Source organism: Streptomyces rubiginosohelvolus (genome assembly GCF_014649875.1).
Taxonomy (GTDB): domain Bacteria; phylum Actinomycetota; class Actinomycetes; order Streptomycetales; family Streptomycetaceae; genus Streptomyces; species Streptomyces rubiginosohelvolus.
Genome location: NZ_BMTW01000013.1, coordinates 184,456 through 208,251 on the forward strand (window position 1 = coordinate 184,456; position 23,796 = coordinate 208,251).

Genomic DNA, 23,796 nt, shown 5'->3' on the forward strand with positions numbered 1-23,796 from the left:
CCCAGCAGGAAGCAGAGACGGTGCTGTGACAGAGGCAAAAGAAGCGATCCTCCTGGTCGGGGGCAAGGGCACCCGGCTGCGTCCGCTCACGGTGCACACCCCGAAGCCGATGGTCCCGGCGGCGGGGGTCCCCTTCCTCACCCACCAGCTGGCGCGGGCCAGGGCGGCCGGGGTGGAGCACATCGTGCTCGCCACGTCCTACCTGGCCGAGGTCTTCGAGCCGTACTTCGGCGACGGCTCCTCGCTCGGTCTGCACATCGAGTACGTCACCGAGCAGGAGCCGCTCGGCACCGGCGGAGCCATCCGCAACGTGGCGCCGAAGCTGTCCTCGGGGCCGGACGAACCGGTCCTGATCTTCAACGGCGACATCCTGACCGGGCTCGACATCCGGGCCCTGGTCACCTCGCACACCGTCTCCGGGGCGGATGTCTCCCTCCATCTGACCCGGGTGGAGGACCCGCGCGCCTTCGGCCTCGTGCCGACCGACGCGACGGGCCGGGTCACCGCCTTCCTGGAGAAGCCGCAGACGCCGGAGGAGATCGTCACCGACCAGATCAACGCCGGGGCGTACATCTTCCGGCGCTCGGTCATCGACACGATCCCGTCCGGCCGCCCGGTCTCCGTCGAACGCGAGACCTTCCCCGGACTGCTCGCCTCCGGCGCCCATCTCCAGGGCATGGTCGACTCCACGTACTGGCTGGATCTCGGCACCCCCGGCGCCTTCGTGCGCGGCTCCGCCGACCTCGTCCTCGGCCGCGCACCGTCCCCGGCGGTCCCCGGCCGCTGCGGCGACCGCCTGGTCCTGCCGACCGCCTCCGTGGCCCCGGACGCCAAGCTCACCGGCGGTACGGTCGTCGGCGCCGGCGCGGTGATCGGCGCGGGCGCGAGGATAGAGGGCTCGACGATCCTGGAGAACGCGATCGTCGAACCGAACGCGGTCATCACGGACTCCCTGGTCGGGGCGGGCGCGCGGATCGGCGGCCGTACGGTCCTCGCGGGCGCGGTGATCGGCGACGGCGCCCAGGTGGGCGCGGACAACGAACTGCGCGACGGGATCAGGATCTGGTGCGGGGCGACACTGCCGGACGGCTCGGTCCGCTTCTCCTCGGACCAGTAGCCCCCGCCTGCCCGTACCCTCGACAGAGCCGTGGGAGGAGCAGCAGCCCTCCCGCACCGACGAGCACCCAGGGACACCGAGCTTCGTGGCAGGACGATTCGCCCCCCGCACCACGCGGGCAGCGCTGCCGCACCAGGCTGCGGGGCGCGGGGCCGCCGCGTCCGGGGCTGGCGCGTCCCGGGCCGCCGCGTCCGGCAGACAGTCCGCCTCCGCCCCGGCCTCGCCCGAAGGGCCACCCCTGACCCGGGAGTGGACGCCCCAGGCCCCCCTGGACCTCCGCCTGGTGCTGGGTCCGCTGCGCCGGGGCCCGGCGGACCCGACGTTCCGGATGACGGGGGACGGCACGTTCTGGCGGGCGACCCGCACGCCCGCGGGCCCCGGCACGCTGCGCATCGCGCGCCGCGGCGACCGGATCGCGGCGGCGGCGTGGGGCCCCGGCGCGGACTGGCTGCTGGAGGGCCTGCCGGCGCTCCTGGGCGCGGAGGACGACCCGGACGCGTTCGTCCCGCGCCACCGCCTGCTGGCCCTGACCCGGCACCGCCGCCAGGGGCTGCGCCTGCTGCGCACGGGCCTGGTGCTGGAGTCGCTGATCCCCTCGGTCCTGGAGCAGAAGGTCACCACGGACGAGGCGTACCGCGCCTGGCGCCACCTGGTCCGCCGCTTCGGCACGCCCGCGCCCGGCCCCACCGCCGACCTGGGCCTGCACGTCATGCCGGACCCGCGCGGCTGGGCGATGATCCCGTCCTGGGAATGGCACAAGGCGAACGTCGACGCCAGGCGCTCGTCGACGATCCTGCGAGCCGTACGCGTGGCCCGCCGCCTGGAGGAAGCGGCGACGATGCCGCTGCCCGAGGCGCTGGCCCGCCTCCAGCTGATCCCCGGAATCGGCCCCTGGACGGCGGCGGAGACCCTCCAGCGCTCGAACGGCGCGGCGGACGCGGTCACGATCGGCGACCTGCACCTCCCCGGCATCGTCGGCCACGCCCTGGCGGACAACCGCGATGCGGACGACGAGGAGATGCTGAGGCTGCTGACCCCCTACGAGGGCCAACGCCACCGAGCGACGCGCCTGATCCTGCTCTCGGGCCGCATCCCGGCCCGCAGGGCACCGAGGATGCAGCCGGGCAACATCGTGAACCTGTAATTCCAGCCTCTCCGGCGCCTTCTCCAGCGTCTCCGGGCAATTTCAGCCCCTCCGGCGTTTGAGGGGCGGGGTCCGGGGCGGAGCCCCGGTTTCGGGAAGGGGCGGGTAGGGGACAAGCCCCGCGCAGCGGCCCGCCCCCCCCCGGCCCTCACCGCACGGTGAGAAACTCCTCCGCCTCCCGAACAGCCCGCTCCCGAGGCACCCCCACCCCATGCCCCACAGCCACCGCCCCCAACGGATCCCAGGACGACGGCAGCGAGAGCACCTCCCGCACCACCGGCCGGCAGAACATCGTCGAGGACACCCACGCCGACCCCAGCCGCTCACCCGCCAGCGCCACCAGGAAGTTCTGCACCCCGGCCCCCGCCGCGACCACGAACATCTCGCGCTCCGCGGTGTCGCGCCGCTCGTCCCCGTACGTGTGGGAGCCGTCCATCACCAGGCACGGCACCACCAGATACGGCGCGTTGCGCAGCACATCCCCGCGCCGCACCCGCTTGGCGATCGACTCCTCGCTCTTCCCGTCGCGCCGCAGATCCTCGATCCACGCCTCCCGCATCGCGTCGAGCAGCCGGGTCCGCGACTCGGCGGACTCCAGCAGGACGAACCGCCACGGCGTCGTGTGATGCGGCGCGGGCGCGGTGACGGCAGCCGCCACGGCGCGCCGCACCGCCCCCGGATCCACCGGCTCGTCGCTGAACTCGCGCACCGTACGCCGCAGCGTCACCGCTTCCCGCACGGCCTCGGACGTACCCAGCCGGAACATGTCATCGGCAGCACTCCGCACGAGCGCACGCGCACCGGGCTCATCGTCCCCGGCGGAGGCGACCACATGCGACAACCCCCGGACCACCGCCACCGGCAGCCCCTCCGCCTTGCCCTTGACCAGATCCCCGGCCGAGGCCAGCTCGTCCGCCGTGGCCACGACCGTGGCGCTGAGCGGATTGCCGTACGCGTCCGTCCCGCCCCGCAGATCGTCCAGCACCCGCACCCCGGCCGCACCGATCGCGACGTCGGTCAGCCCGTTGCGCCAGGGCCGCCCGAAGGTGTCCGTGACGACGACGCCGACCTCCACGCCGAGGATGTCCCGCAGCCCGTCCCGGATGACACGGGCGGAGGCGTCGGGGTCCTCGGGCAGCAGGAGCACGGTCCCGGCGGGAGTGTTGGACGCGTCGACCCCGGCGGCGGCCATGACGAGACCCTGCCGGTTCTCCACGATCCGCAGCGTCCCGCGCCGGGCGACGACCCGTACGGTCTCGGCGTCGATGGCGGCCTCGCGGTCCGCGGCCTCGACGATCCTGCCCTCGGCCTTGGAGACGATCTTCGAGGTGACGAGCAGGACGTCCCCGTCGACCAGCCCCGGCTCGGCGGCGGCGATCAGCTTGGCGAGATCGTCACCGCCCCGCACTTCGGGCATCCCGCCCACGGCCCACACACGAAAGGAAGGCGCGCCCGCGGGCGAACCGCCCATGCCCTCACCGGCCTCGACCGAACCCTCGGCCTCGACCGAACCCCCGGCCCCGGCCGAAGAGCCGGCGCCCCCGGCCCCGGAGACCGCACTCACGCCCGGACCTCCTCGGCCAGAGCCAGCGCCTGCCGGGCCATCTCCGCGGTCGCGTCCACGTCCGTCATCATCAGCGGCACTGCCCGGCAGCGGATCCCCGCCGCCTCCACCTCGTCGACCGCACCCGCGTCCACCGTGTCCACCAGCCACCCGTCCAGCAGCCCCGACCCGTAGTGCCGGGCCACGGCCGAGGCCGTCGACTCGACGCCCACCGCGGCCAGCACCTTGTCCGCCATCCCGCGCACGGGCGCGTCCCCGACGATGGGGGAGAGGCCGACGACCGGCACACCCGCCTCGGCGATGGCCTCACGGATCCCGGGCACGGCAAGGATGGTGCCGACGGACACCACCGGGTTCGACGGCGGGAAGACGATGACATCGGCGGCGCCGATGGCCTCCAGCACCCCCGGAGCCGGCTTGGCCTGCTCCGCCCCGACCGGCACGATCGCCCGCGCCTCGACGGAGGCGCGCAGCTTCACCCAGTACTCCTGGAAGTGGATCGCCTTGCTCTCGCCGTCCATCTCGACGGCGACATGCGTCTCGACCCGGTCGTCGGACATGGGGAGCAGCCGCACGCCCGGCTGCCAGCGGGCGCAGAGCGCCTCGGTGACCGCGCTCAGGGGGTAGCCCGCGCCGAGCATCTGCGTACGGACGATGTGGGTCGCGAAGTCGCGGTCGCCGAGACCGAACCACTCGGGGCCCACGCCGTACGCCGCGAGCTCCTCCTTGACCCGGAAGGTCTCGTCGGTACGCCCCCAGCCCTGCTCCTCGTTGATGCCACCGCCGAGGGTGTACATCACGGTGTCGAGGTCGGGACAGACCTTCAGCCCGAACAGATGGATGTCATCACCCGTGTTGCCGATCACCGTGATGTCCGCGTCGGGCGCGGCCTGCTTGAGGCCGCGAAGGAAGCGGGCACCGCCGATGCCACCGGCCAGAACAACAATGCGCATGCACAGCAGTTTGTCAGGCGGGTACGGCACCCACGGCCGTCGGGGCGCTTTGGCTCGGGTGCATCGGCATCTCGGTCAGGCCCGGGTAGTAGATGTGCAGACTCACGGCCGGTTCGAGCGAATCGTTGACCACTTCGTGGACGTACCCCGGGGCGAAGGACCGCTGCGCACCCGCGCCGAGGGACCGCGTCCCGCGCTCGGTGTGCTCCGTCAACTCGCCTTCAAGGACCGTCAGGACGCCGGCGGAGAGGCCGTGGTCGTGGCGCCCGCTGCCCTGTCCGGGCACCCAGCTGAGCAGCCACACCTCGTAGCCGGGGCCCTGGTGCAGGCGGTGGTACCAGCGGGAGGCGGAGTCGTACCGCACGATGTCCGCCCACCGCGCGCGGTCGGCCGCGATGGAGCGCGCGAGGCCGACGAACTCGGAGACGGTGGAGGGGTGCTCGCGGGCGGGCTGCAGGAGGTGCTGTACCTCGAGGATGTCGCCGGCGATCTGAAGGTCGCTGTCGCTGTTCATTGCTGCGGTGGTTCCTCGGCATGAGGGGTGCACGTGCGGGGAGTCACGATGACTGCAGGGAGGAGCGGAAACGAAGAAACGCTCCACCGGAGAGCCGGAGAGGCTGGATTCAGAGCTGGAGCGCTACGGCATCAACAGCTGTGACAGCTGGAACAGCAACAGCGGGCCTGGACAGCGCTACGGAACCCACGGACGTGGGTGACGTGCAGGGCTGCGGTCGCTGGCATGGAATCAAGGAGACCGGCTCGGCCGTCCGCTGTCAACCCAATGCCCGAAATGGGGGCAATGTTTCACCCCTTCCGGTTCTCGGGTTCGGAGAAAGGTTTATGCACCCAGTAGTGGGGACATGTGGCGCATCATCCGTGCCCTCAAACGCGGCTGACGCTCCGTGACCTGACTGTGATCTTGGTCGCTTCGGTGATCGAATCGCAACACGGGGCCGACCTCGATCGTCTTCATCGAGAGAGGGTGCGACCCTGAGGGGGCCGTGGCATATGTCAGATTTTTGCTGATTTGAACACTTACCGCATACGCTTGGTTCCGCAGAGTGAATCCCTGGGCCAATAGCAGATCCTCGCTTGACTGCCCCAGAGCTACAGATTTGTAATTTCACTCGTGTCGTTCAGCCGCAAAAGGCTGCATCACGGGACGCAAGAGACAGACGAGGGGCGCACATGACCGAGCTGTTCCAGCAACTGCTGGTCGAGGACGCGGACGAGGAACTCGGCTGGCAGGAGCGCGCACTGTGCGCCCAGACCGATCCCGAGTCCTTCTTTCCCGAGAAGGGCGGATCCACCCGCGAGGCCAAGAAGGTCTGCCTCGCCTGTGAGGTGCGCTCGGAATGCCTCGAGTACGCCCTCTCCAACGACGAACGCTTCGGCATCTGGGGCGGACTCTCCGAGCGGGAGCGGCGACGCCTCAAGAAGGCCGCCATCTGACCATCCGGCTGCGCCGCCGCCCGCCATCCGGCGGACCGGCCGAAGCCGCCCCTCCGATCATCTCCGACGGCCCGTCCACCGCCCCCTCCCCCCGGGGCCGGTGGACGGGCCGTCGGCAGGTCCGGGCCCGTCCCCTTCACCGGCTCGGACCCCCGCCACCTGTCCGTACCGTTAGTGTGGGGCCCCGTCCGAGACGCGCCAACGCCCCGCCGGGGCGCGCGTGTACACCGATGCAGCCCCCGGGGACGCCCCCGGACCCGGCCGGAGGGCCCGTACCCCGATGTCCGTGCACAGCCACTCGGCGGCGCCGAACGCGGCCGCCGCCGCCCCAGAGTTCCCCCGGCACGTCGTCACCGCCGTGCTCGTCTCCCACGACGGCGCCCGCTGGCTGCCCGACGTGCTGGCCGGGCTGCTCGGGCAGGAACGCCCCGTACAGAACGTCATCGCCGCCGACACCGGCAGCGCCGACGACTCGGCCCGGCTGGTCACCGAGGCGCTCGGCGACGAACGCGTCCTGCACCTCGCACGCCGTACGAGCTTCGGCACGGCCGTCGACGAGGCGGCCCGCACGGCCGGGATCCTCACCCCGGACGACCTGCCGTACCTCAAGCGCCCCAGCGGCTGGGACCCGCAGACCCGGACCTGGGTCGACGAGAACTACGACCTCCCCGAGCTGCCCCACGGCGAACCGGTCCAGTGGCTCTGGCTGCTGCACGACGACTGCGCACCCGAGCCCGACGCGCTCGCCGCGATGCTGCGCGTCGTCGACGCCGACAAGCACGCCACGATCGTCGGCCCCAAGCTGCGCGGCTGGTACGACCGCAAGCAGCTCCTCGAAGTCGGCGTCTCCATCGCCAACAGCGGACGCCGCTGGACCGGCCTGGACCGCCGCGAGCAGGACCAGGGCCAGCACGACCAGGTCCGTACCGTCCTGTCCGTCTCCTCCGCCGGCATGCTCATCCGCCGCGACGTCTACGAGGAGCTCGGCGGCTTCGACCGCAGGCTCCCCCTGATGCGCGACGACGTCGACCTCTGCTGGCGCGCCCACCTGGCCGGCCACCGGGTCCTCGTCGCCCCGGACGCCGTCCTGCGGCACGCCGAGGCCTCCGCCCGCGAACGCCGCCCCATCGACTGCGCCGGCCGCTCCGTCGCCAGCCCGCACCGCGTCGACAAGGCGGGCGCGGTCTACACGATGCTCGTCAACGCCCGCGGCAAGGCCCTGCCCTGGGTCCTGCTCCGGCTCGTCGTCGGCACCCTCCTGCGCACCCTCGCCTACCTCGTCGGCAAGGTGCCCGGCCAGGCCCTCGACGAAGTCACCGGCCTGCTCGGCACCCTGCTGCGCCCCGGCCGCATCCTCGCCGCCCGCCGCAACCGCGGAAAGGGCGTCGTCGACGCCGCCGAGCTGCGCGCCCTGTTCCCGCCGCCCGGCGCCACCGTCCGGGCCACCGTCGACCAGGTCGCGGGCAACTTCGGCGGCCGTACGGACTCCGACTCCGGCGGCTCGCGCCACGGAGCCGTCGAATCCGGTCCCGGCGGCGACGACGCCGACTTCCTCGAAGTCGACCAGTTCGCCCGCCTCAAGCGCATCGGCCGCAAGCCCGGACCCGTCCTCTTCGCCCTGCTCCTCGTCGTCTCGCTCGTCGCCTGCCGCAACCTGCTCAGCGGCGGCGCGCTCGCGGGCGGCGCGCTGCTGCCCGTCCCCGCCGAGCTCGGCTCGCTCTGGGACCGGTACGCGGACGCCTGGCACACCGTGGGCACCGGCGGCACCCAGACCGCGCCCCCCTACCTCGCGCTGCTCGCAGCCCTGTCGGCCCTCTTCTTCGGCTCGACCGGACTCGCCGTCAGCGTGCTGCTGGTCTGCTCGATCCCGCTGGCCGGGGCCACCGCCTACTTCGCCTCCCGCCCGCTGCTCCCCTCCCGGCTGCTGCGGGCCTGGGCGAGCATCGCGTACGCCTTCCTGCCCGCCGCGACCGGCGCCCTGGCCACCGGCCGCCTGGGCACCGCCGTCCTGCTCGTCCTCCTCCCGCTGATCGCCCGCGCGGGCGTCGCCGCCCACGGGCTGCGCGTGGACAGCGCGGCGGGGGAGCGCGGCAGCTGGCGCGCCACCTGGGCGTACACGCTGCTGCTGACCGTCACCATGGCGTTCACCCCGATCGTCTGGCCGCTCGCCGTGGTCCTCGGCCTCGGTGTGCTCGTGCTGCGGCGCGGCGACATCACGGCGTACGCGCTCCGCTTCGTCGCCGCCGTCGCCACCCCGGTCCTGGTCCTCGCCCCCTGGTCGCTGAGCCTCCTGACGAACCCGTCCGCGCTCCTGACCGAAGCGGGTCTGGACACCGGTACGGGCGAGGCCTCGGGCCTCGACCTGCTCGGCATCAGCCCCGGTGGCCCCGGCGCTGCGGGCGGCATCCTGCTGCTCGGCATCGTGCTGGCCGCGCTCGCCGCCCTGCTGCGCGAGGAGCGGCAGTTCGCCGTCCGCACCGCGTGGGCCGTCGCGCTCACCGGCTTCCTCTTCGCCGCCGTCGCCAACGGATCCACCTGGGCCGGACCCGCCACCCTCGTCTACGGCACCGCCCTGATCGCCGCCGCCCTGGTCGGCGCGGACGGCGCCCGCATCCGGGTCGCCGAGCAGAGCTTCGGCTGGCGGCAGCCCGTGGCCGTCCTGATCGCGCTCGCCGCCGGACTGGCCCCGGTCCTGGCCGCGGCCGGCTGGATGATCGGCGGCGCCGACGGCCCGCTGGAGCGCCGCGACCCCGTCCAGGTCCCCGCCTTCGTCGCGGAGGAGAGCACCACCCGCGACCAGCCCCGCACCCTCATCCTCGGCGGCTCCTCGCCCGACACCGTCTCGTACAGCCTGGTCCGCGGCTCGGGCGCCCGGCTCGGCGACGGCGAACTGACCGAGGCGGGCGGCAGCAACAGCCACCTCGACAAGGTCGTCGCCAACCTGGTCGCCGGCTCCGGCGCCGACCAGGGCGGCCAGCTCAGCGGCTTCGCGATCCGCTACGTCCTCGTCCGGGACGGAGCACCGCGCGAGATGAGCCGGGTCCTCGACTCGACCCCCGGCCTCAGCCGCCTCAGCCAGCTCGACGGCAGCGCCCTGTGGCGGGTGGACCGCCAGGTCGCCCGCGTCATGATCACCCCGGCCTCCGGTGAGGGCGAGCGCGTCGCGGTCGGCTCGGCCGCCGTCGAGGCCCACTCCGAGATCCCGTCCGGCGAGTCGGGCCGCGTGCTGCGGATCGCGGACGCCGCCGACCCGGGCTGGACGGCCACGCTGGACGGCAAGCCGCTGCCCCGCAAGACCGTCGACGGCTGGGCCCAGGGCTTCGAACTGCCCGCGAACGGCGGCCGTCTGGACCTCACCCACGACGCCCCGATCACCCACACCGCGTGGATCTGGGCCCAGATCGGGCTGCTGGTGGTCCTGGTGGTCATGGCCCTGCCGGGCCGCCGCCGGGAGATCGACGACGACCTGCCCGACGAGGCGCTCGCCGTCGCCGCCGAGCCGGTCGACGGCGAGGGCCGCCGCGCCCGCAGGCTGCGCGCCGCGGCCCAGGCCGAGGCGGCCGCCGAGGAGGCCGGGAACGACGACCCGTCGCGGGCCGTGGACCCGGGGGAGTACATCCCGGCGCAGCAGTCAGCCGACCCGTACGCCGAGAACCCCCCGGCGCACGACCCGCAGGAGGCCACCGGCGGCTATGCGGCGGTCCCGCAGCAGCAGGAGGTCCCGCAGCAGTACGACGCGTACGCACAGTGGGACGGGCAGCAGCCGACGGCCGACTACTACGCGACGTACCAGCAGCCGGACCCGTACGCCCAGCAGCAACAGCAGGGGCACCAGAGCGCCGGATACCAGGGCGGCTACGGAGTCCAGGACCCGTACGCGCAGCAGTACGACGACCAGGGCGCGTACAACGGCCAGAACGCCGCGTACGACAACCAGGGCGTGTACGACGAATACGGCCGGTACATCGGCGGGCAGCAGCACCAGCACCCGTATACCGAGAACGGCGAACAGACCGACCCCCCGGCCCCGGGTCAGGCCCCGTGGCAGACCGGTAACGCATCGCGAGGCGAGTCCGAGTGAAGTCCACCCACCTGTCCCTGATCGCGGGCGCCGCCGTCCTGGCCGCCGTCACCGGATTCGCCACGGTCACCGCGCCCGGCGCCCCGGCCGAGTCCACCGCGAAGTCCGCCGCGCTGCTGCCGGTCGAGCGGGCCGGCCTGGTCTGCCCGGCGCCCAGCAACTCCGACCTCGCCGAGACGCAGTACACCGCGTTCACCCCGGCGGGCGAGGGCGGCGAGGCCAAGGGCGCCGCCGAGCTGAAGCCGGCGCTGCCGATCGTGGACGACGAGGACGAGACCGACCCGAAGAAGGCCAAGAAGGCCGAGGAAGCGGCGAAGAAGGCGAAGGCGAAGGCCGAGAAGCCGGTCCTCGCCGTGAAGGAGCCCGGAAAGCCGGTCGTCGCGGAGGCGAACGGGTCCACTGCCCCGGCCCTCGTCGGCACGGCCACCGGCAAGCTGGCCCCCGGCTGGACCGCTCAGCAGACCACCGAGGTCACCGCGGGCGGCTCCCGCGGCCTCCTCGGGGTCACCTGCACCGCCCCCGACACGGACTTCTGGTTCCCGGGCGCGAGCACCGCCAAGTCCCGCCAGGACTACATCCACCTCACCAACCCCGACGACACCGGCGCCGTGGCCGACATCGAGCTGTACGGCCCCGAGGGCGCGCTCAAGTCCGACGTCGGCGACGGCATCACCGTGCCCGCCCGCTCCAGCGTCGCCGTCCTGCTGTCCACCCTCACCGCCGAGGCCGTCGACCAGCTGACCGCCCACGTCACCACCCGCTCGGGGCGGATCGGCGCGGTCGTCATGAGCGCCGACGACAGCGCGGGCAGCGACTGGATCACCGCGTCCGAAGACCCCTCCGGCACGCTGGTGATGCCGGGCATCCCGGCCGACGCCACCTCCGTACAGCTGGTGGCGTTCGCGCCCGGCGAGGACGACGCGGACGTGAAGGTCCAGCTCATGGGGAAGAACGCGACGTTCTCCCCGGCCGGCAACGCCACCCTGCACATCAAGTCCTCGATGACGGCCTCCGCCGACCTCAAGGACCTCACCCGCGGCGAGCCGGGTTCGCTGCGCCTGACCCCCGTCCGGAAGGACCGGGCGACCCCGATCGTGGCCGCGCTGCGCGTGGTCCGGGGCAAGGGCGACAAGCAGGAGATCGCCTACATCCCCGCCACCGGGCCCGTCGGCGCCCGGGCGACCGTCCCGGACAACCGCGCCAAGGGCTCGACGCTGTCCCTGACCGCGCCGGGCGCCACGGCGAAGGTGAAGGTCACCGCGTCGGCGGGCAGCGGCGGCGGCGAACCGGCGGTCGAGACGTACACGGTCAAGGCCGGTACGACCCTCGCCGTCACCCCGAAGGCCCCGGAAGGCCTCAAGGGCTCCTACGCCCTGACCGTCGAGACGACCTCGGGCGGCCCGGTCCACGCGTCGCGCTCCCTGGCGCTCGCCTCGGACGGCGTCCAGATGTTCACGGTGCAGACGCTCCCCGACGACCGGGGCATGGTCGAGGTCCCGTCAGCGCGCCAGGACCTGTCGGTCCTGGACGACTGAGGGCGCGTGGTTCTCCGGTGAACGCCTGATCCTGCGCTTACCGGCTCCCGGCCCTCGGGAAGGTCAGTCCTGCCCGTACCGGGGGTCGACCGACTCGGGGGCCAGCCCCAGCAGCTCGGCGACCTGCTCGACGACGACCTCGTGCACGAGCAGGGCGCGCTCGTCACGGCTCTTGGTGCGGATCTCGACGGGCCGCCGGTAGACGACGATCTGCGCGGGCCGCCCCTTCTCCGCGGAGACCGCGCTGCCGAGCGGAACGACCTCCTCCGGGGTGCCGGGCACATCGAGGACGACGAAGTCGACCTCGGCCAGCTGGGGCCAGCGCCGCTCCAGCCGCTCCACCGAGTCCTGGACCAGATCACGGAACGTCTCGCCCCGGCTGGCCGACAGCGGCACCTGCGGCGGTGCGACCGGCCCGCGCATACCGCGGCCATGACGGTCACGGCGCCGGGGCCGCGGCTCGAACGGGTGGGGAGGTACGGGACTGTCCATCACCGACGCAGCGTAACGCTCCGGGGACCGAGGTGATCGGCGGGACGACGCAGCCGGGCCGACGTTCTGCTCTCGCCGGGGACGGAGGGGACGACGGCCCCAGGACGGGAATCGGGCACCCCGCTTCCGGATGTCCACAGTTGAACATTTCGGCCAAGGTTGAGCCCGTTTCAGGCCCCTCATTCGATCATTGACCGTGCTCCTGACACCGCGATCCACCCCGACCGCGACCGGCGCGACCGGCCGGCGATCACGAGGCCCTTGCCGCGGCGCAGGTCAGGGTAGCCGCCGGAAGCCTCGCTGTGCCGCAGGTCACAGGGCGACACGGTGGGGTGACCCGAGGGGGAGTCGTCGCGGCCCGCTCAAGAGTGCGGTACCGTCCAACATCGTGAGCCCTGTACGTCGCTGTTCGCGCACCGCGTGCGGCCGCCCTGCCGTCGCGACACTGACGTACGTCTATGCCGATTCGACTGCGGTCCTCGGCCCGCTCGCCACCTACGCCGAGCCCCACTGCTACGACCTGTGCGCCGAACACAGTGAGCGGCTCACCGCGCCACGGGGCTGGGAAGTGGTGCGGCTCTCCGACGGCTCCGCCCCGGCGCACCCGAGCGGCGACGACCTCGAAGCACTGGCCAACGCGGTCCGCGAGGCGGCACGCCCGCACGACCGGGGCCCGGACGGCGGAGGCCGGGGGCGGCGCTCGGCCGACCCGGTGGAAGTGGCCCGCCGGGGCCACCTGAGGGTGCTGCGCTCCCCGGACTCCTGAGTCCGTCTCTCAAGGCTCTACCGGCCGGGTAGTTTGGGCGGTCCGTAAAGACCCCCAGGAGGACCGGCCGTGGTTGCTGATCTGTCGCAGCTCGTGAAGGCGTACGACGTGCGCGGAGTGGTGCCCGACCAGTGGGACGAGTCGCTGGCCGAACTCTTCGGATCCGCGTTCGTCCAGGTCACGGCCGCCGACGCGATCGTGATCGGCCACGACATGCGGCCCACCTCACCGGGTCTGTCCGCCGCCTTCGCGCGCGGCGCGGCGGCCCGGGGAGCGGACGTCACGCTCATCGGCCTCTGCTCGACGGACCAGCTCTACTACGCGTCGGGGGCGCTGCACCTCCCCGGGGCGATGTTCACGGCCTCGCACAACCCGGCGCAGTACAACGGCATCAAGATGTGCCGGGCGGGCGCGGCCCCGGTCGGCCAGGACACCGGCCTGGCGGAGATCCGCACCCTGGTCGAGCAGTGGTCGGAAGGCGCCCCGAGGCCGGCCGCCGCGACGACCCCCGGCACGATCACGGAGCGCGACACCCTCACCGACTACGCGTCCCACCTCCTCGGCCTGGTCGACCTGACCGCGATCCGTCCCCTGAAGGTCGTGGTGGACGCGGGCAACGGCATGGGCGGTCACACGGTTCCCACGGTCTTCGAGGGCCTCCCGCTCGACCTCGTACCGATGTACTTCGAGCTGGACGGCACCTTCCCCCACCACGAGGCCAACCCCCTCGACCCCAAGAACATCGTCGACCTCCAGGCCCGCGTACTCGCCGAGGGCGCCGACCTGGGCCTCGCTTTCGACGGCGACGCGGACCGCTGCTTCGTGGTCGACGAGCGGGGCACGGGCGTGTCACCGTCCGCGATCACGGCCCTGGTGGCCGCCCGCGAACTGGCCCGCAACGGCGGCCAGGGCATCGTCATCCACAACCTGATCACCTCCTCGTCCGTCCCCGAGGTGGTCCGCGAGAACGGCGGCACCCCGGTCCGCACCCGGGTCGGCCACTCGTTCATCAAGGCGGAGATGGCCGGGCACGGCGCGATCTTCGGCGGCGAGCACTCGGCGCACTACTACTTCCGCGACTTCTGGAACGCCGATACGGGCATGCTCGCCGCCCTCCACGTACTCGCCGCACTCGGCGGCCAGCAGAAGCCGCTCTCCGAGCTGGTCGCGGAGTACGACCGCTACACCGGCTCCGGCGAGATCAACTCCACCGTCGCCGACCAGACCGCCAGCCTGACCAAGGTCAAGAAGGCGTACGGCACCCGCGAGGACATCACCTTCGACGACCTGGACGGCCTCACGGTGACGGCCCCCGACTGGTGGTTCAACCTCCGAGCCTCGAACACGGAACCGCTGCTGCGCCTGAACGTGGAGGCGGGGGACGAGAAGACGATGACGGCGGTACGGGACGAGGTCCTGGGCCTGATCCGGGGGCCTCTTTAGCCCCTACCTGGTCACGTCCAGCCGGACCGGGCGTCTTCCACAGCCCCTCCGGCCCACCCCAGCCCCTCCGGCGTTTGAGGAGCGGGGTCCGGGGCGGAGCCCCGGTTGCGGGAAGGGGCGGGGTAGGGGAGAAGTCCGCCGCAGGCGCCACCCCCCGCCCACCCCCACCCCCCGCCCCATCCTCCGTTTCCACCCCCGGGCCAGGCCGCGCCCCCATCACCCCAGCGGTAGGCTGACGACGCCTGATCCACGCGGATCGGAACTCGCATGCTCGAAGGGACTCACCCCATGGCGCTCGAAGCCGGCCTCCTGGAGATCCTGGCCTGCCCGGCCTGCCACTCCCCGCTCGACGACCGTTCGGCGGCCGACACCCCCGAACTGGTCTGCACGGGCGACGACTGCGGCCTGGCCTACCCGGTCCGGGACGGCATCCCGGTCCTTCTCGTCGACGAGGCCCGCCGCCCCGCCTGACCGCGAGCGACACCCGTACGGGACGACGGGGCGGCAGCGGGCCGCAGGCGAGGCGAACCGCCTCGGCTCCGAGCCAGGCCAAGCCAGGCAGGGCAAGGCAAGGCAAGGCCAAGCCAGGCGAGGGCGCCCCACCCCCGTACCCGCAGCCCGCACCCCACCCGGTGATCGGAGGCCCACCGCCATGCTCGACGAGTCCTTGCTCGACGCCCCGGAAGCCCTGGCCCGAGCCGACCGCCGCGATCTGCTGCGCGGCGCAGCCGAGGCCGGCGCCCGGGTCCGTACCGCCGCCCGGCACGCCGCCGAGGCGGGCATCGACGGCCTGACCCCCGAGGGCCGCCCCCGCGCCGTCCTCGTCGCGGGCCCCGGCACCGCCGCCTCCGGGGTCGCCGACCTGATCGGCGCGCTGGCGGGCGCGGCCGCCCCCGTCACCCGTATCCACCCCACGGGCGTCGCCGCCGCCCCCGGCGCCCTGCGCTGGGCCCTGCCCGGCTGGGCCGGATCCGTGGACCTGCTGCTCATCGCGACCGCCGACGGCTCCGAACCGGGCCTCGCCCTGCTCGCCGAGCAGGCCTACCGCCGCGGCTGCACCGTCGTCGCCGTCGCCCCCACCCGCTCACCGCTGCGCGAGGCGGTCGACGGGGTGCATGGGCTGGTCGTGCCGATGGCGGCCGCCCCGCACGGCGAGTACGACGCGGAGACCTCGGCCGCCGGCCCCGGCACACTGTGGGCGCTGCTCACACCTCTGCTGGCGCTCCTGGACCGGGTCGGCCTGGTGACCGCGACCCCCGAGGACCTGCAGAAGGTGGCGGACCGCCTGGACCGCACCGCGGAACGCTGCGGCCCGGCCATCGCCACCTACAGCAACCCGGCCAAGACACTCGCCGCCGAACTCGCCGACAGCCTGCCGCTGCTGTGGACGGAGGGCGAGGCCGCGGGCCCGGTCGGCCGCCGCTTCGCCGCCGTACTGTCCGAACTGGCGGGCCGCCCCGCTCTCACCGCACAGCTCCCCGAGGCGCTGCCCTCGCACGGCACGCTCCTCGCCGGGGACTTCGCGGCCGGCGCGGACCCCGACGACTTCTTCCGCGACCGGGTCGAGGAGGGCGAGACGCTGCGAGCCCGGGTCGTCCTGCTCCGGGACCGCCCGACGGGAGGCCTCAGCGCCTACCCGGCGGCCAGGGAACTGGCGCTCGGCCATGACACACCCGTCAGCGAGCTGGAACCGGAGGAGGGCGGCGAACTGGAGAACCTGGCCGAACTGCTCGCGATCACCGACTTCGCGGCGGTCTACCTCTCGCTGGCGTCGGCACCCCAGCCCTGACACGGACCACAGGAGGGCCAACCCCCACCTGACAGGGCGAGCCCCACCGAACGCACCCCAGTCCCCAGGCCAAGGCCCCAGGCCCAGTCCCCAGGGCCAGGGCTCCAAGCCCCACAGACCCCACCCACCCCTCACCCCCCGTCCACCCCACCGACGCCAGGGCCTCACGCACCTCTGATACCCCTGGCGTGAGCTCGAACCGCCCACCTGCCCAGCCCCACCCGAGGACGACTCCATGGACCGGCTGTCCAACACCGTGCGCCCCTACGCCTGGGGGTCCACCACGGCCATCCCCGCCCTGCTCGGCATCGCACCGACCGGCGAACCGCAGGCCGAGATGTGGATGGGAGCCCACCCCGGAGCGCCCTCGCGTATCACCCGTACCACCGCGTCCGGCGAGCTCGAACTGGCCCTCACCGAGGCCATCGACGCCGACCCGGAGGGCGAGCTCGGCGCGCCCACCGTCGCCCGGTTCGGCCCTCGCCTCCCCTTCCTCCTGAAGCTCCTCGCCGCCGGCGCCCCCCTCTCCGTCCAGGTCCACCCGGACCTGGACCAGGCCCGCGAGGGTTACGCCGACGAGGAGGCCCGGGGCGTCCCGATCGACGCCCCCCACCGCACGTACAAGGACGCCAACCACAAGCCCGAACTGATCTGCGCCCTCACCCCCTTCGCCGGGCTGTGCGGCTTCCGCCCGCCCACCGAGGCGGCGGACGCGATGGAGGCGCTGGGAGTCGACTCCCTCAAGCCGTACGTGGACCTCCTCCGCGCCCACCCCGAGGAGGCGGCCCTCCGCGAGGTGCTCACGGCCATCCTCGGCGCGGACCCGGCGGAGATGACCGAGACCGTGACGGAGGCGGCGGCCGCCTCCGAACGCCTCGGCGGTGCCCACGCCCCGTACGCCCGCATCGCCCACCACTTCCCCGGCGACCCCGGGGTCCTCGCCGCGATGCTGCTGAACTACGTACAACTCCAGCCCGGCGAAGCCCTGTTCCTCGGCGCGGGCGTTCCGCACGCCTATCTCGACGGCCTCGGCGTCGAGATCATGGCCAACTCGGACAACGTGCTGCGCTGCGGCCTGACCCCCAAGCACATCGACGTCCCCGAACTCCTGCGCATCGTCCGCTTCGAGGCCACCGAGCCCGGCGTGCTGCGCCCGGAAGCGGCCCCGTCGGGCGAGGAACGCTACGAGACCCCGGTCGACGAGTTCGCCCTGTCCCGCTACACCCTCGCGTCCGGCGCGGCCCCCACCGACCTCACCGCCCCCACCCCCCAGATCCTGCTCTGCACGGCGGGCACGGTCACGGTCGGCGAAATCCCGCTGGGACCGGGGGAGTCGGCCTACGTCCCGGCCGACGAGCGTGTCGAGGCGACGGGACCGGGCACACTCTTCCGGGCCACCGTGGCGGCCTGACCCACGGGCCGTCCGGACGGCTGCAACAATGTGCCGCCTCACTGCGACGGCACGTGCTGTCGCGCACCGACGAAGGGACACCACGCACTCATGAGCGCGTCAGGCGGAACCAAGGCGATCGTGGCGGCACTCGCCGCCAACCTCTCGATCGCCGTGGCCAAATTCGTAGCGTTCCTCTTCAGTGGGTCCTCGTCGATGCTCGCGGAGAGCGTCCACTCGCTCGCCGACTCGGGCAACCAGGGACTCCTGCTGCTCGGCGGCAAGAGGGCGAAGCGCGAAGCGACCCCGGAACACCCCTTCGGCTATGGCCGCGAGCGCTACATCTACGCGTTCCTCGTCTCCATCGTCCTCTTCTCGGTCGGTGGCATGTTCGCCGTGTACGAGGGCTACGAGAAGATCAAGCACCCGCACGAGATCGAGGCCTGGTACTGGCCCGTCGGGGTCCTGGTCTTCGCGATCATCGCCGAGATCTTCTCCTTCCGTACGGCGATCAAGGAGTCCAACCTCACCCGTGGCGACCGCTCCTGGACCGAGTTCGTCCGCCGCTCCAAGGCCCCCGAGCTGCCGGTCGTCCTGCTGGAGGACCTCGGCGCCCTCGTCGGTCTGATCCTGGCGCTCGGCGGCGTCGGCCTCGCCCTCGCCACCGGCGACGGCGTCTGGGACGGCATCGGCACCCTCTGCATCGGCATCCTGCTGATCCTCATCGCGATCGTCCTGGCCGTCGAGACGAAGTCCCTGCTGCTCGGCGAGTCCGCCGGCATCGAGGACGTCCAGAAGATCAAGGCGGCCGTGGTGGACGGCGAGACCGTCACCGGCATCATCCACATGCGCACCCTGCACCTCGGCCCCGAGGAGCTGCTGGTCGCCGCCAAGATCGCCGTCCGGCACGACGAGACCGCCGCCGAGGTCGCCGAGGCCATCAACGCCGCCGAGCACCGCATCCGCGACGCGGTCCCGATCGCCCGGGTCATCTACCTGGAGCCGGACATCTACAACGCGGAGGCCGCCGCGACCGGAACCAACCCGGGCAAGACGCTCGACGGCCCGGCCGAGGCCCCGAGCGATTCCGGCCACTGACCCACCGCACACCAGCCCCGATCGGCCCGGTGACCCCTCACACACGCCCCTCTCCCCGAACGGGCTGGGGTCCACTGGGCCGTTCGGTGTAGATTCGGATACGGAAAACAGACGTCGCTGCTGATGGCGGTCGACCGGCTGGCGCCAGCGAGCCGGGCGAGGGACAGAGGGCCTCCGACGGACTGCACTGCGAATCCGCCCGGGCATTCCTGTGCCCGCCGCGCCGCAGAGTCAGCCCAGACAAGCCCACCCTCGACCCATCACGAGGAGCAGCCCGCTATGACGACGACGACCAACCGTCAGGACTTCAAGGTCGCCGACCTCTCCCTCGCCCCGTTCGGGCGCAAGGAGATCACGCTCGCCGAGCACGAGATGCCCGGCCTGATGTCGATCCGCAAGGAGTTCGCCGCCGCCCAGCCGCTGGCCGGCGCCCGGATCACCGGCTCGCTGCACATGACCGTGCAGACCGCCGTGCTCATCGAGACCCTCGTCGCCCTGGGCGCCGAGGTCCGCTGGGCCTCCTGCAACATCTTCTCCACCCAGGATCACGCCGCCGCCGCCATCGCGGTCGGCCCGAACGGCACCCCGGAAGCCCCTGCGGGCGTCCCGGTCTTCGCCTGGAAGGGCGAGACCCTGGAGGAGTACTGGTGGTGCACGGAGCAGGCGCTGACCTGGCCGAACACCCCCACCGGCGGCCCGAACATGATCCTCGACGACGGTGGCGACGCCACCCTCCTCGTCCACAAGGGCGTCGAGTTCGAGAAGGCCGGCGCCGCCCCGGACCCGTCGACCGCGGACAGCGAGGAGTACGCCCACATCCTCACCCTGCTGAACCGCACCCTCGGCGAAGCCCCGCAGAAGTGGACCCAGCTCGCGTCCGAGATCCGCGGTGTCACCGAGGAGACGACGACGGGCGTCCACCGCCTGTACGAGATGCACCGTGACGGCTCCCTCCTGTTCCCCGCGATCAACGTGAACGACGCGGTGACCAAGTCCAAGTTCGACAACAAGTACGGCTGCCGCCACTCCCTCATCGACGGCATCAACCGCGCCACCGACGTCCTCATCGGCGGCAAGACCGCCGTCGTCTTCGGCTACGGAGACGTGGGCAAGGGCTGCGCGGAGTCCCTGCGCGGCCAGGGCGCCCGCGTGATCATCACGGAGATCGACCCGATCTGCGCGCTGCAGGCGGCGATGGACGGCTACCAGGTCGCCACGCTGGACGATGTCGTGGAGCAGGCCGACATCTTCGTCACCACGACGGGCAACAAGGACATCATCATGGCCAAGGACATGGCCCGGATGAAGCACCAGGCCATCGTCGGGAACATCGGCCACTTCGACAACGAGATCGACATGGCCGGTCTCGCCCAGATCGACGGCATCGTCAAGGACGAGGTCAAGCCCCAGGTCCACACCTGGACGTTCTCCGACGGCAAGGTCCTCATCGTCCTGTCCGAGGGCCGCCTGCTGAACCTGGGCAACGCGACCGGACACCCGTCCTTCGTGATGTCCAACAGCTTCGCCGACCAGACCCTCGCGCAGATCGAGCTGTTCACGAAGCCCCAGGAGTACCCGACCGACGTGTACGTGCTGCCCAAGCACCTGGACGAGAAGGTCGCCCGCCTCCACCTCGACGCGCTGGGCGTCAAGCTCACGACGCTGCGCCCCGAGCAGGCGGCGTACATCGGTGTCGAGGTAGAGGGCCCGTACAAGCCCGACCACTACCGCTACTGATCCACTCCCGGAGTTCGGAAGGCCGGCCTTCCGAACTCCGGGCGGCGTCACAGCATCCAGCAGCAGTTCCGCAGCAGATGCGTTGCCGTCCGCAGCAGATCCGAGTGCAGGCCCCCGCACCCCCGTGCCGGGGGCCTGCTCCCGTTACCGCCCCCGCACAGCCCGAGGAACCCGAAGGACCCCATGCCCCGCGGCAGGTATTCGCTCCACGACCTTCACGATCACACCCCCCTCGGCGAAGAACACTTCCACTGCGCCCCCGGCCCATCCGGCTGGCGCTACGTCTCCCAGACCACATCCCCCTCCGGAGACCACCTCGGCTCCGTCGACCTGGCCCTGGACGAGCTGGGCCGGCCCATCCGCCTCGAACTCCATGCCGCGAGCTGGCAGGTACGAGGAGCGGCCTTGGAAGGGGTCACCTGGGTCCGGACCGATCCCGCCGGCAGCCACGCCACCGAAGGCAACGTCCGCGCCCACGCCTTCGCCGGCACGTCCCCCGCATTCCTCATCGCCATGACCCGTCTCCTGCGCCTCACCCCCGCTTCCCCCACGACCCGCGTCCGCGTGGTCACCTTCACGGACCCGGTCCTCGCACCCAGGACCGTCGACCAGTCCTGGGCCCTGATGAACAGTGAAGCGCACGCCACTGACAACGGCCCCCTGATCGTGGACGAATACCAGGTCAGCGCCCTGGACACCGGGGAGCAGCACACCGTCCACATCGCCGGCGACGTGGTCCTCGCGGCCCCCGGCATCGAGCTCGAACACCTGGAGACGCCCCCGTCCCGGCGCGCCTACGAGTCGGACCTCGGCGAGCCGGACACGGACAGGCCGGACGCCGGCTAGCCGGGCGGAGCGAACCCGCCCGAGGAAGCACCCCCGCGCCGCTGCTCGTCATCACCGGCGCCACGGCCCCCAGCCCGAGAACCGGCCCCAGCGGCCGAGGGGGCCACAGGGGCCACAGGGACAACGGGGGTCACAGGGGCAACGGGGGCCTCGACGTACCCACCTGCCCGAGGCCCGGCGAACATCCGCCGCGCATCCCGCGACTGCCGCTCATGTACCACCGCGGCCAGAAACGCGGCCGCGGGAACACCCTGCGGCGCGGCGGCCCCCGTCCGCGCGACCAGTTCACCGGCCAGCCGTTCCGCGATCGACCGCCCCACGCCGGGATCCAGCTGCTGCATGCGCGTCAGGTACTGCCGTATCGCGGACCAGAGCTCGTCCCGTACGCCCGACAGATCCAGCTCCGCGAACCGGCCCACCAGCCAGGGCGGGGGAGGCGGTACCGCGACGGACCGGCCCGTCGCGGCGACACGCTCCCGGATCACCAGCGTTCCGGCGAACACGTCACCGATCCGGCGCCCCCGCGCCGACACCAGGGACGCGATGGAGGCCACGGCACCGAAGGTCAGGAGAATCTCGACGAGCCCCATGGCTCCGCGGACGAGCGCGTGCCGGAACCGGATCGGCCCGCCGTCGTCCCGCACCACCCGCAGCCCGCAGGCCAGCTTCCCCAGGGAGCGGCCATGGCTCAACGTCTCCACAGCGACGGGCCCACCGATCAGGACCAGCAGGAACGAGGCGACCCCGATCGCCGCGACGGCGGCCTCGTCCAGGGCGGCGGAGGCGATTCCCAACACCACCGACACCAGGATGAAGACGACGAACGTCACCGCCAGATCGATGGCGGAGGCCAGGGCCCGGCTGGGCAGCCGAGCGGGCCTCAAGCCCAGAACGACCGCGTCACCGGTCACCAGCTCACTCATCGGTCCCCACCCTTCGCCGACCTTCCCTGCCCCAGCCGGGCCCAGTCTGCCAAGCTGACCGCCAGCGCGCCGCAGCAGTACGGACCCGTACGCCCCTTTGCCTGGAGCAACAGACGCCCATGGACCTCGACGTCTTCGTCACCGCCCACCGCACGGAGTGGGACCGCCTGGAACACCTCCTGCGCCGAGGGCGCCACCTCACGGGTGCGGAAGCGGACGAACTGGTCGTCCTCTACCAGCGCACGGCGGCACACCTCTCGCTGATCCAGTCGAGCAGCTCCGACCCGCTCCTCACCGGACGCCTCACCCAGCTCGTGGCCCGCGCCCGGTCGACCGTGACAGGCACCCGCAAGGCCTCCTGGCGCGACGCGGCCCGGTTCCTCACCGCGGGATTTCCTGCCGCGGTCTACCGCTCGCGCCACTGGTGGGTGCCCACCGCGGTGCTCTCGACCGTGGTGGCGGCACTGCTGGGATGGTGGATCGGTACGCACCCCGAGGTGCAGGCCGCGATCGCGGCACCGGAGGACCTCCGCGCGATGACCCGGCCGGGCGGGGAGTACGAGACCTACTACTCCAGCCATCCGGCGGCGTCGTTCGCGGCACAGGTATGGACGAACAACGCGCAGGCCGCGGCCCTGTGCCTGATCCTGGGCGCGTTCCTCTGCATACCGGTGATCTGGATCCTCTTCCTCAACATGCTGAACCTCGGCGTCGGCATAGGCCTCATGTCCTCTGCGGGCCGGCTCGACGTCTTCCTCGGCCTGGTGCTTCCCCACGGTCTGCTCGAACTGACCGCGGTGTTCGTCGCCGCGGGTACGGGGCTGCGCCTCGGCTGGGCGGTGATCGACCCGGGCCCCCTGTCACGCCGGACCGCCCTGGCCCAGCAGGGCCGTGCCGCACTGGGCATGGCCATCGGCCTGGCCCTGGTCCTGTTCGTCTCCGGGCTCATCGAGGGCTTCGTAACGCCGTCCGGTCTCCCGACCTGGGCCCGGATCACCATCGGCATCGTCGCTGAGCTGGCCTTTCTCGCGTACGTCTACATCCTGGGCGGCCGAGCGGCCCGCGCCGGCGACACGGGCGACCTCGCAGCGGTCGAACGCAGCGCCGAACTTCCCACCGCAGCCTGACCACCGATGTGCTTTCACCCCTGCTGAGCTGCTAGTGTCCTCTTCGCCCACAAAACCCGTTGACACGGCAGATGTGGGGAGGTAGATTTGAACGGTTGCCTCGGACTGGACAAGTTCGGGATGAGCGCTTATTGTCTACTCCGCTCGTGCAGGGGTTCTTGTTAACTCCGCCGGGCCACATGATTCTCCTTTACCGAATCTCTCGGGTTGTTCGTTTGCCCCGTGAGATTCTGATAAAGTCGGGTCCGCCGAAAGGCAAGGCCACTCCACAGGCCACCGGAAATCGAATTCGGGCCGGAAACGGAACGAAAAAGAGTCTGGTAAAGTTGGAACCGCCGG

Annotated in this window: 19 protein-coding genes; 14 read left to right on the plus strand and 5 right to left on the minus strand. The window is 72.3% G+C overall.

The window, feature by feature from the left end:
• Positions 1 to 25 precede the first annotated feature (25 nt).
• Together manB and IE134_RS25850 are read left to right on the plus strand one after the other, a co-directional pair.
• Positions 26 to 1,117: a mannose-1-phosphate guanylyltransferase gene (manB, locus tag IE134_RS25845; RefSeq protein WP_030710250.1), complete on the plus strand. Its 1,092-nt coding sequence runs from the start codon at positions 26 to 28 to the stop codon at positions 1,115 to 1,117.
• 85 nt (positions 1,118 to 1,202) lie between these two features.
• A complete protein-coding gene (locus tag IE134_RS25850) occupies positions 1,203 to 2,261 on the plus strand; it encodes a DNA-3-methyladenine glycosylase family protein (protein ID WP_189431890.1) in 1,059 nt (352 codons plus the stop codon).
• A gap of 148 nt (positions 2,262 to 2,409) precedes the next feature.
• Here IE134_RS25850 and IE134_RS25855 read toward each other — a convergent pair whose 3' ends face one another.
• From IE134_RS25855 to IE134_RS25865, 3 genes are all read right to left on the minus strand, one after another.
• Positions 2,410 to 3,732 (minus strand): coenzyme F420-0:L-glutamate ligase, encoded by a 1,323-nt coding sequence (locus IE134_RS25855; protein WP_189431904.1) that lies wholly within the window; start codon positions 3,730 to 3,732, stop codon positions 2,410 to 2,412.
• 89 nt (positions 3,733 to 3,821) lie between these two features.
• The gene (gene cofD / locus IE134_RS25860) at positions 3,822 to 4,778 is read right to left on the minus strand and encodes a 2-phospho-L-lactate transferase (RefSeq protein WP_010059930.1); all 957 of its coding nucleotides are present in this window, start codon (positions 4,776 to 4,778) and stop codon (positions 3,822 to 3,824) included.
• 13 nt (positions 4,779 to 4,791) lie between these two features.
• Complete coding sequence (locus IE134_RS25865) at positions 4,792 to 5,292, minus strand: cysteine dioxygenase (protein ID WP_030710241.1); 501 nt, start codon at positions 5,290 to 5,292, stop codon at positions 4,792 to 4,794.
• 674 nt (positions 5,293 to 5,966) lie between these two features.
• On the opposite strand from IE134_RS25865, the gene IE134_RS25870 reads away from it, so the two are divergent.
• From IE134_RS25870 to IE134_RS25880, 3 genes are all read left to right on the plus strand, one after another.
• Positions 5,967 to 6,230, plus strand: a complete 264-nt coding sequence (locus tag IE134_RS25870; RefSeq protein ID WP_003968728.1) for a WhiB family transcriptional regulator — start codon at positions 5,967 to 5,969, stop codon at positions 6,228 to 6,230.
• Positions 6,231 to 6,510: 280 nt separating this feature from the next.
• Positions 6,511 to 10,311 (plus strand): glycosyltransferase, encoded by a 3,801-nt coding sequence (locus IE134_RS25875; protein WP_189431892.1) that lies wholly within the window; start codon positions 6,511 to 6,513, stop codon positions 10,309 to 10,311.
• Complete coding sequence (locus tag IE134_RS25880; RefSeq protein ID WP_189431894.1) at positions 10,308 to 11,846, plus strand: DUF5719 family protein; 1,539 nt, start codon at positions 10,308 to 10,310, stop codon at positions 11,844 to 11,846. The genes IE134_RS25875 and IE134_RS25880 overlap by 4 nt, the downstream gene beginning before the upstream one ends.
• A 63-nt stretch (positions 11,847 to 11,909) precedes the next feature.
• Here IE134_RS25880 and IE134_RS25885 read toward each other — a convergent pair whose 3' ends face one another.
• On the minus strand, positions 11,910 to 12,338 hold the full coding sequence (locus IE134_RS25885; RefSeq protein ID WP_073779769.1) for a metallopeptidase family protein: 429 nt from the start codon (positions 12,336 to 12,338) through the stop codon (positions 11,910 to 11,912).
• Positions 12,339 to 12,726: 388 nt separating this feature from the next.
• On the opposite strand from IE134_RS25885, the gene IE134_RS25890 reads away from it, so the two are divergent.
• From IE134_RS25890 to IE134_RS25925, 8 genes are all read left to right on the plus strand, one after another.
• Complete coding sequence (locus IE134_RS25890; RefSeq protein ID WP_029182223.1) at positions 12,727 to 13,104, plus strand: DUF3499 domain-containing protein; 378 nt, start codon at positions 12,727 to 12,729, stop codon at positions 13,102 to 13,104.
• A 69-nt stretch (positions 13,105 to 13,173) separates the two neighbouring features.
• Positions 13,174 to 14,547 (plus strand): phosphomannomutase/phosphoglucomutase, encoded by a 1,374-nt coding sequence (locus IE134_RS25895; RefSeq protein ID WP_030710236.1) that lies wholly within the window; start codon positions 13,174 to 13,176, stop codon positions 14,545 to 14,547.
• A 288-nt stretch (positions 14,548 to 14,835) separates the two neighbouring features.
• The gene (locus IE134_RS25900) at positions 14,836 to 15,018 is read left to right on the plus strand and encodes a Trm112 family protein (protein ID WP_030589348.1); all 183 of its coding nucleotides are present in this window, start codon (positions 14,836 to 14,838) and stop codon (positions 15,016 to 15,018) included.
• 181 nt (positions 15,019 to 15,199) lie between these two features.
• On the plus strand, positions 15,200 to 16,336 hold the full coding sequence (locus IE134_RS25905) for an SIS domain-containing protein (protein WP_030723201.1): 1,137 nt from the start codon (positions 15,200 to 15,202) through the stop codon (positions 16,334 to 16,336).
• 235 nt (positions 16,337 to 16,571) lie between these two features.
• The gene (manA, locus tag IE134_RS25910; RefSeq protein ID WP_030723203.1) at positions 16,572 to 17,747 is read left to right on the plus strand and encodes a mannose-6-phosphate isomerase, class I; all 1,176 of its coding nucleotides are present in this window, start codon (positions 16,572 to 16,574) and stop codon (positions 17,745 to 17,747) included.
• Positions 17,748 to 17,837: 90 nt separating this feature from the next.
• The gene (locus IE134_RS25915; RefSeq protein WP_098020608.1) at positions 17,838 to 18,824 is read left to right on the plus strand and encodes a cation diffusion facilitator family transporter; all 987 of its coding nucleotides are present in this window, start codon (positions 17,838 to 17,840) and stop codon (positions 18,822 to 18,824) included.
• 279 nt (positions 18,825 to 19,103) lie between these two features.
• On the plus strand, positions 19,104 to 20,561 hold the full coding sequence (gene ahcY / locus IE134_RS25920) for an adenosylhomocysteinase (protein WP_030723207.1): 1,458 nt from the start codon (positions 19,104 to 19,106) through the stop codon (positions 20,559 to 20,561).
• A 183-nt stretch (positions 20,562 to 20,744) separates the two neighbouring features.
• Positions 20,745 to 21,407: a hypothetical protein gene (locus tag IE134_RS25925; protein ID WP_030723209.1), complete on the plus strand. Its 663-nt coding sequence runs from the start codon at positions 20,745 to 20,747 to the stop codon at positions 21,405 to 21,407.
• Here IE134_RS25925 and IE134_RS25930 read toward each other — a convergent pair.
• Positions 21,404 to 22,330 carry an RDD family protein gene (locus IE134_RS25930; RefSeq protein ID WP_030723212.1) on the minus strand — a complete coding sequence of 309 codons (927 nt, stop codon included), beginning with the start codon at positions 22,328 to 22,330 and terminating at the stop codon, positions 21,404 to 21,406. The two genes, IE134_RS25925 and IE134_RS25930, sit on opposite strands and share 4 nt — an antisense overlap.
• 119 nt (positions 22,331 to 22,449) lie before the next feature.
• On the opposite strand from IE134_RS25930, the gene IE134_RS25935 reads away from it, so the two are divergent.
• Positions 22,450 to 23,457, plus strand: a complete 1,008-nt coding sequence (locus IE134_RS25935; RefSeq protein ID WP_030723215.1) for a stage II sporulation protein M — start codon at positions 22,450 to 22,452, stop codon at positions 23,455 to 23,457.
• Positions 23,458 to 23,796: the final 339 nt, after the last annotated feature.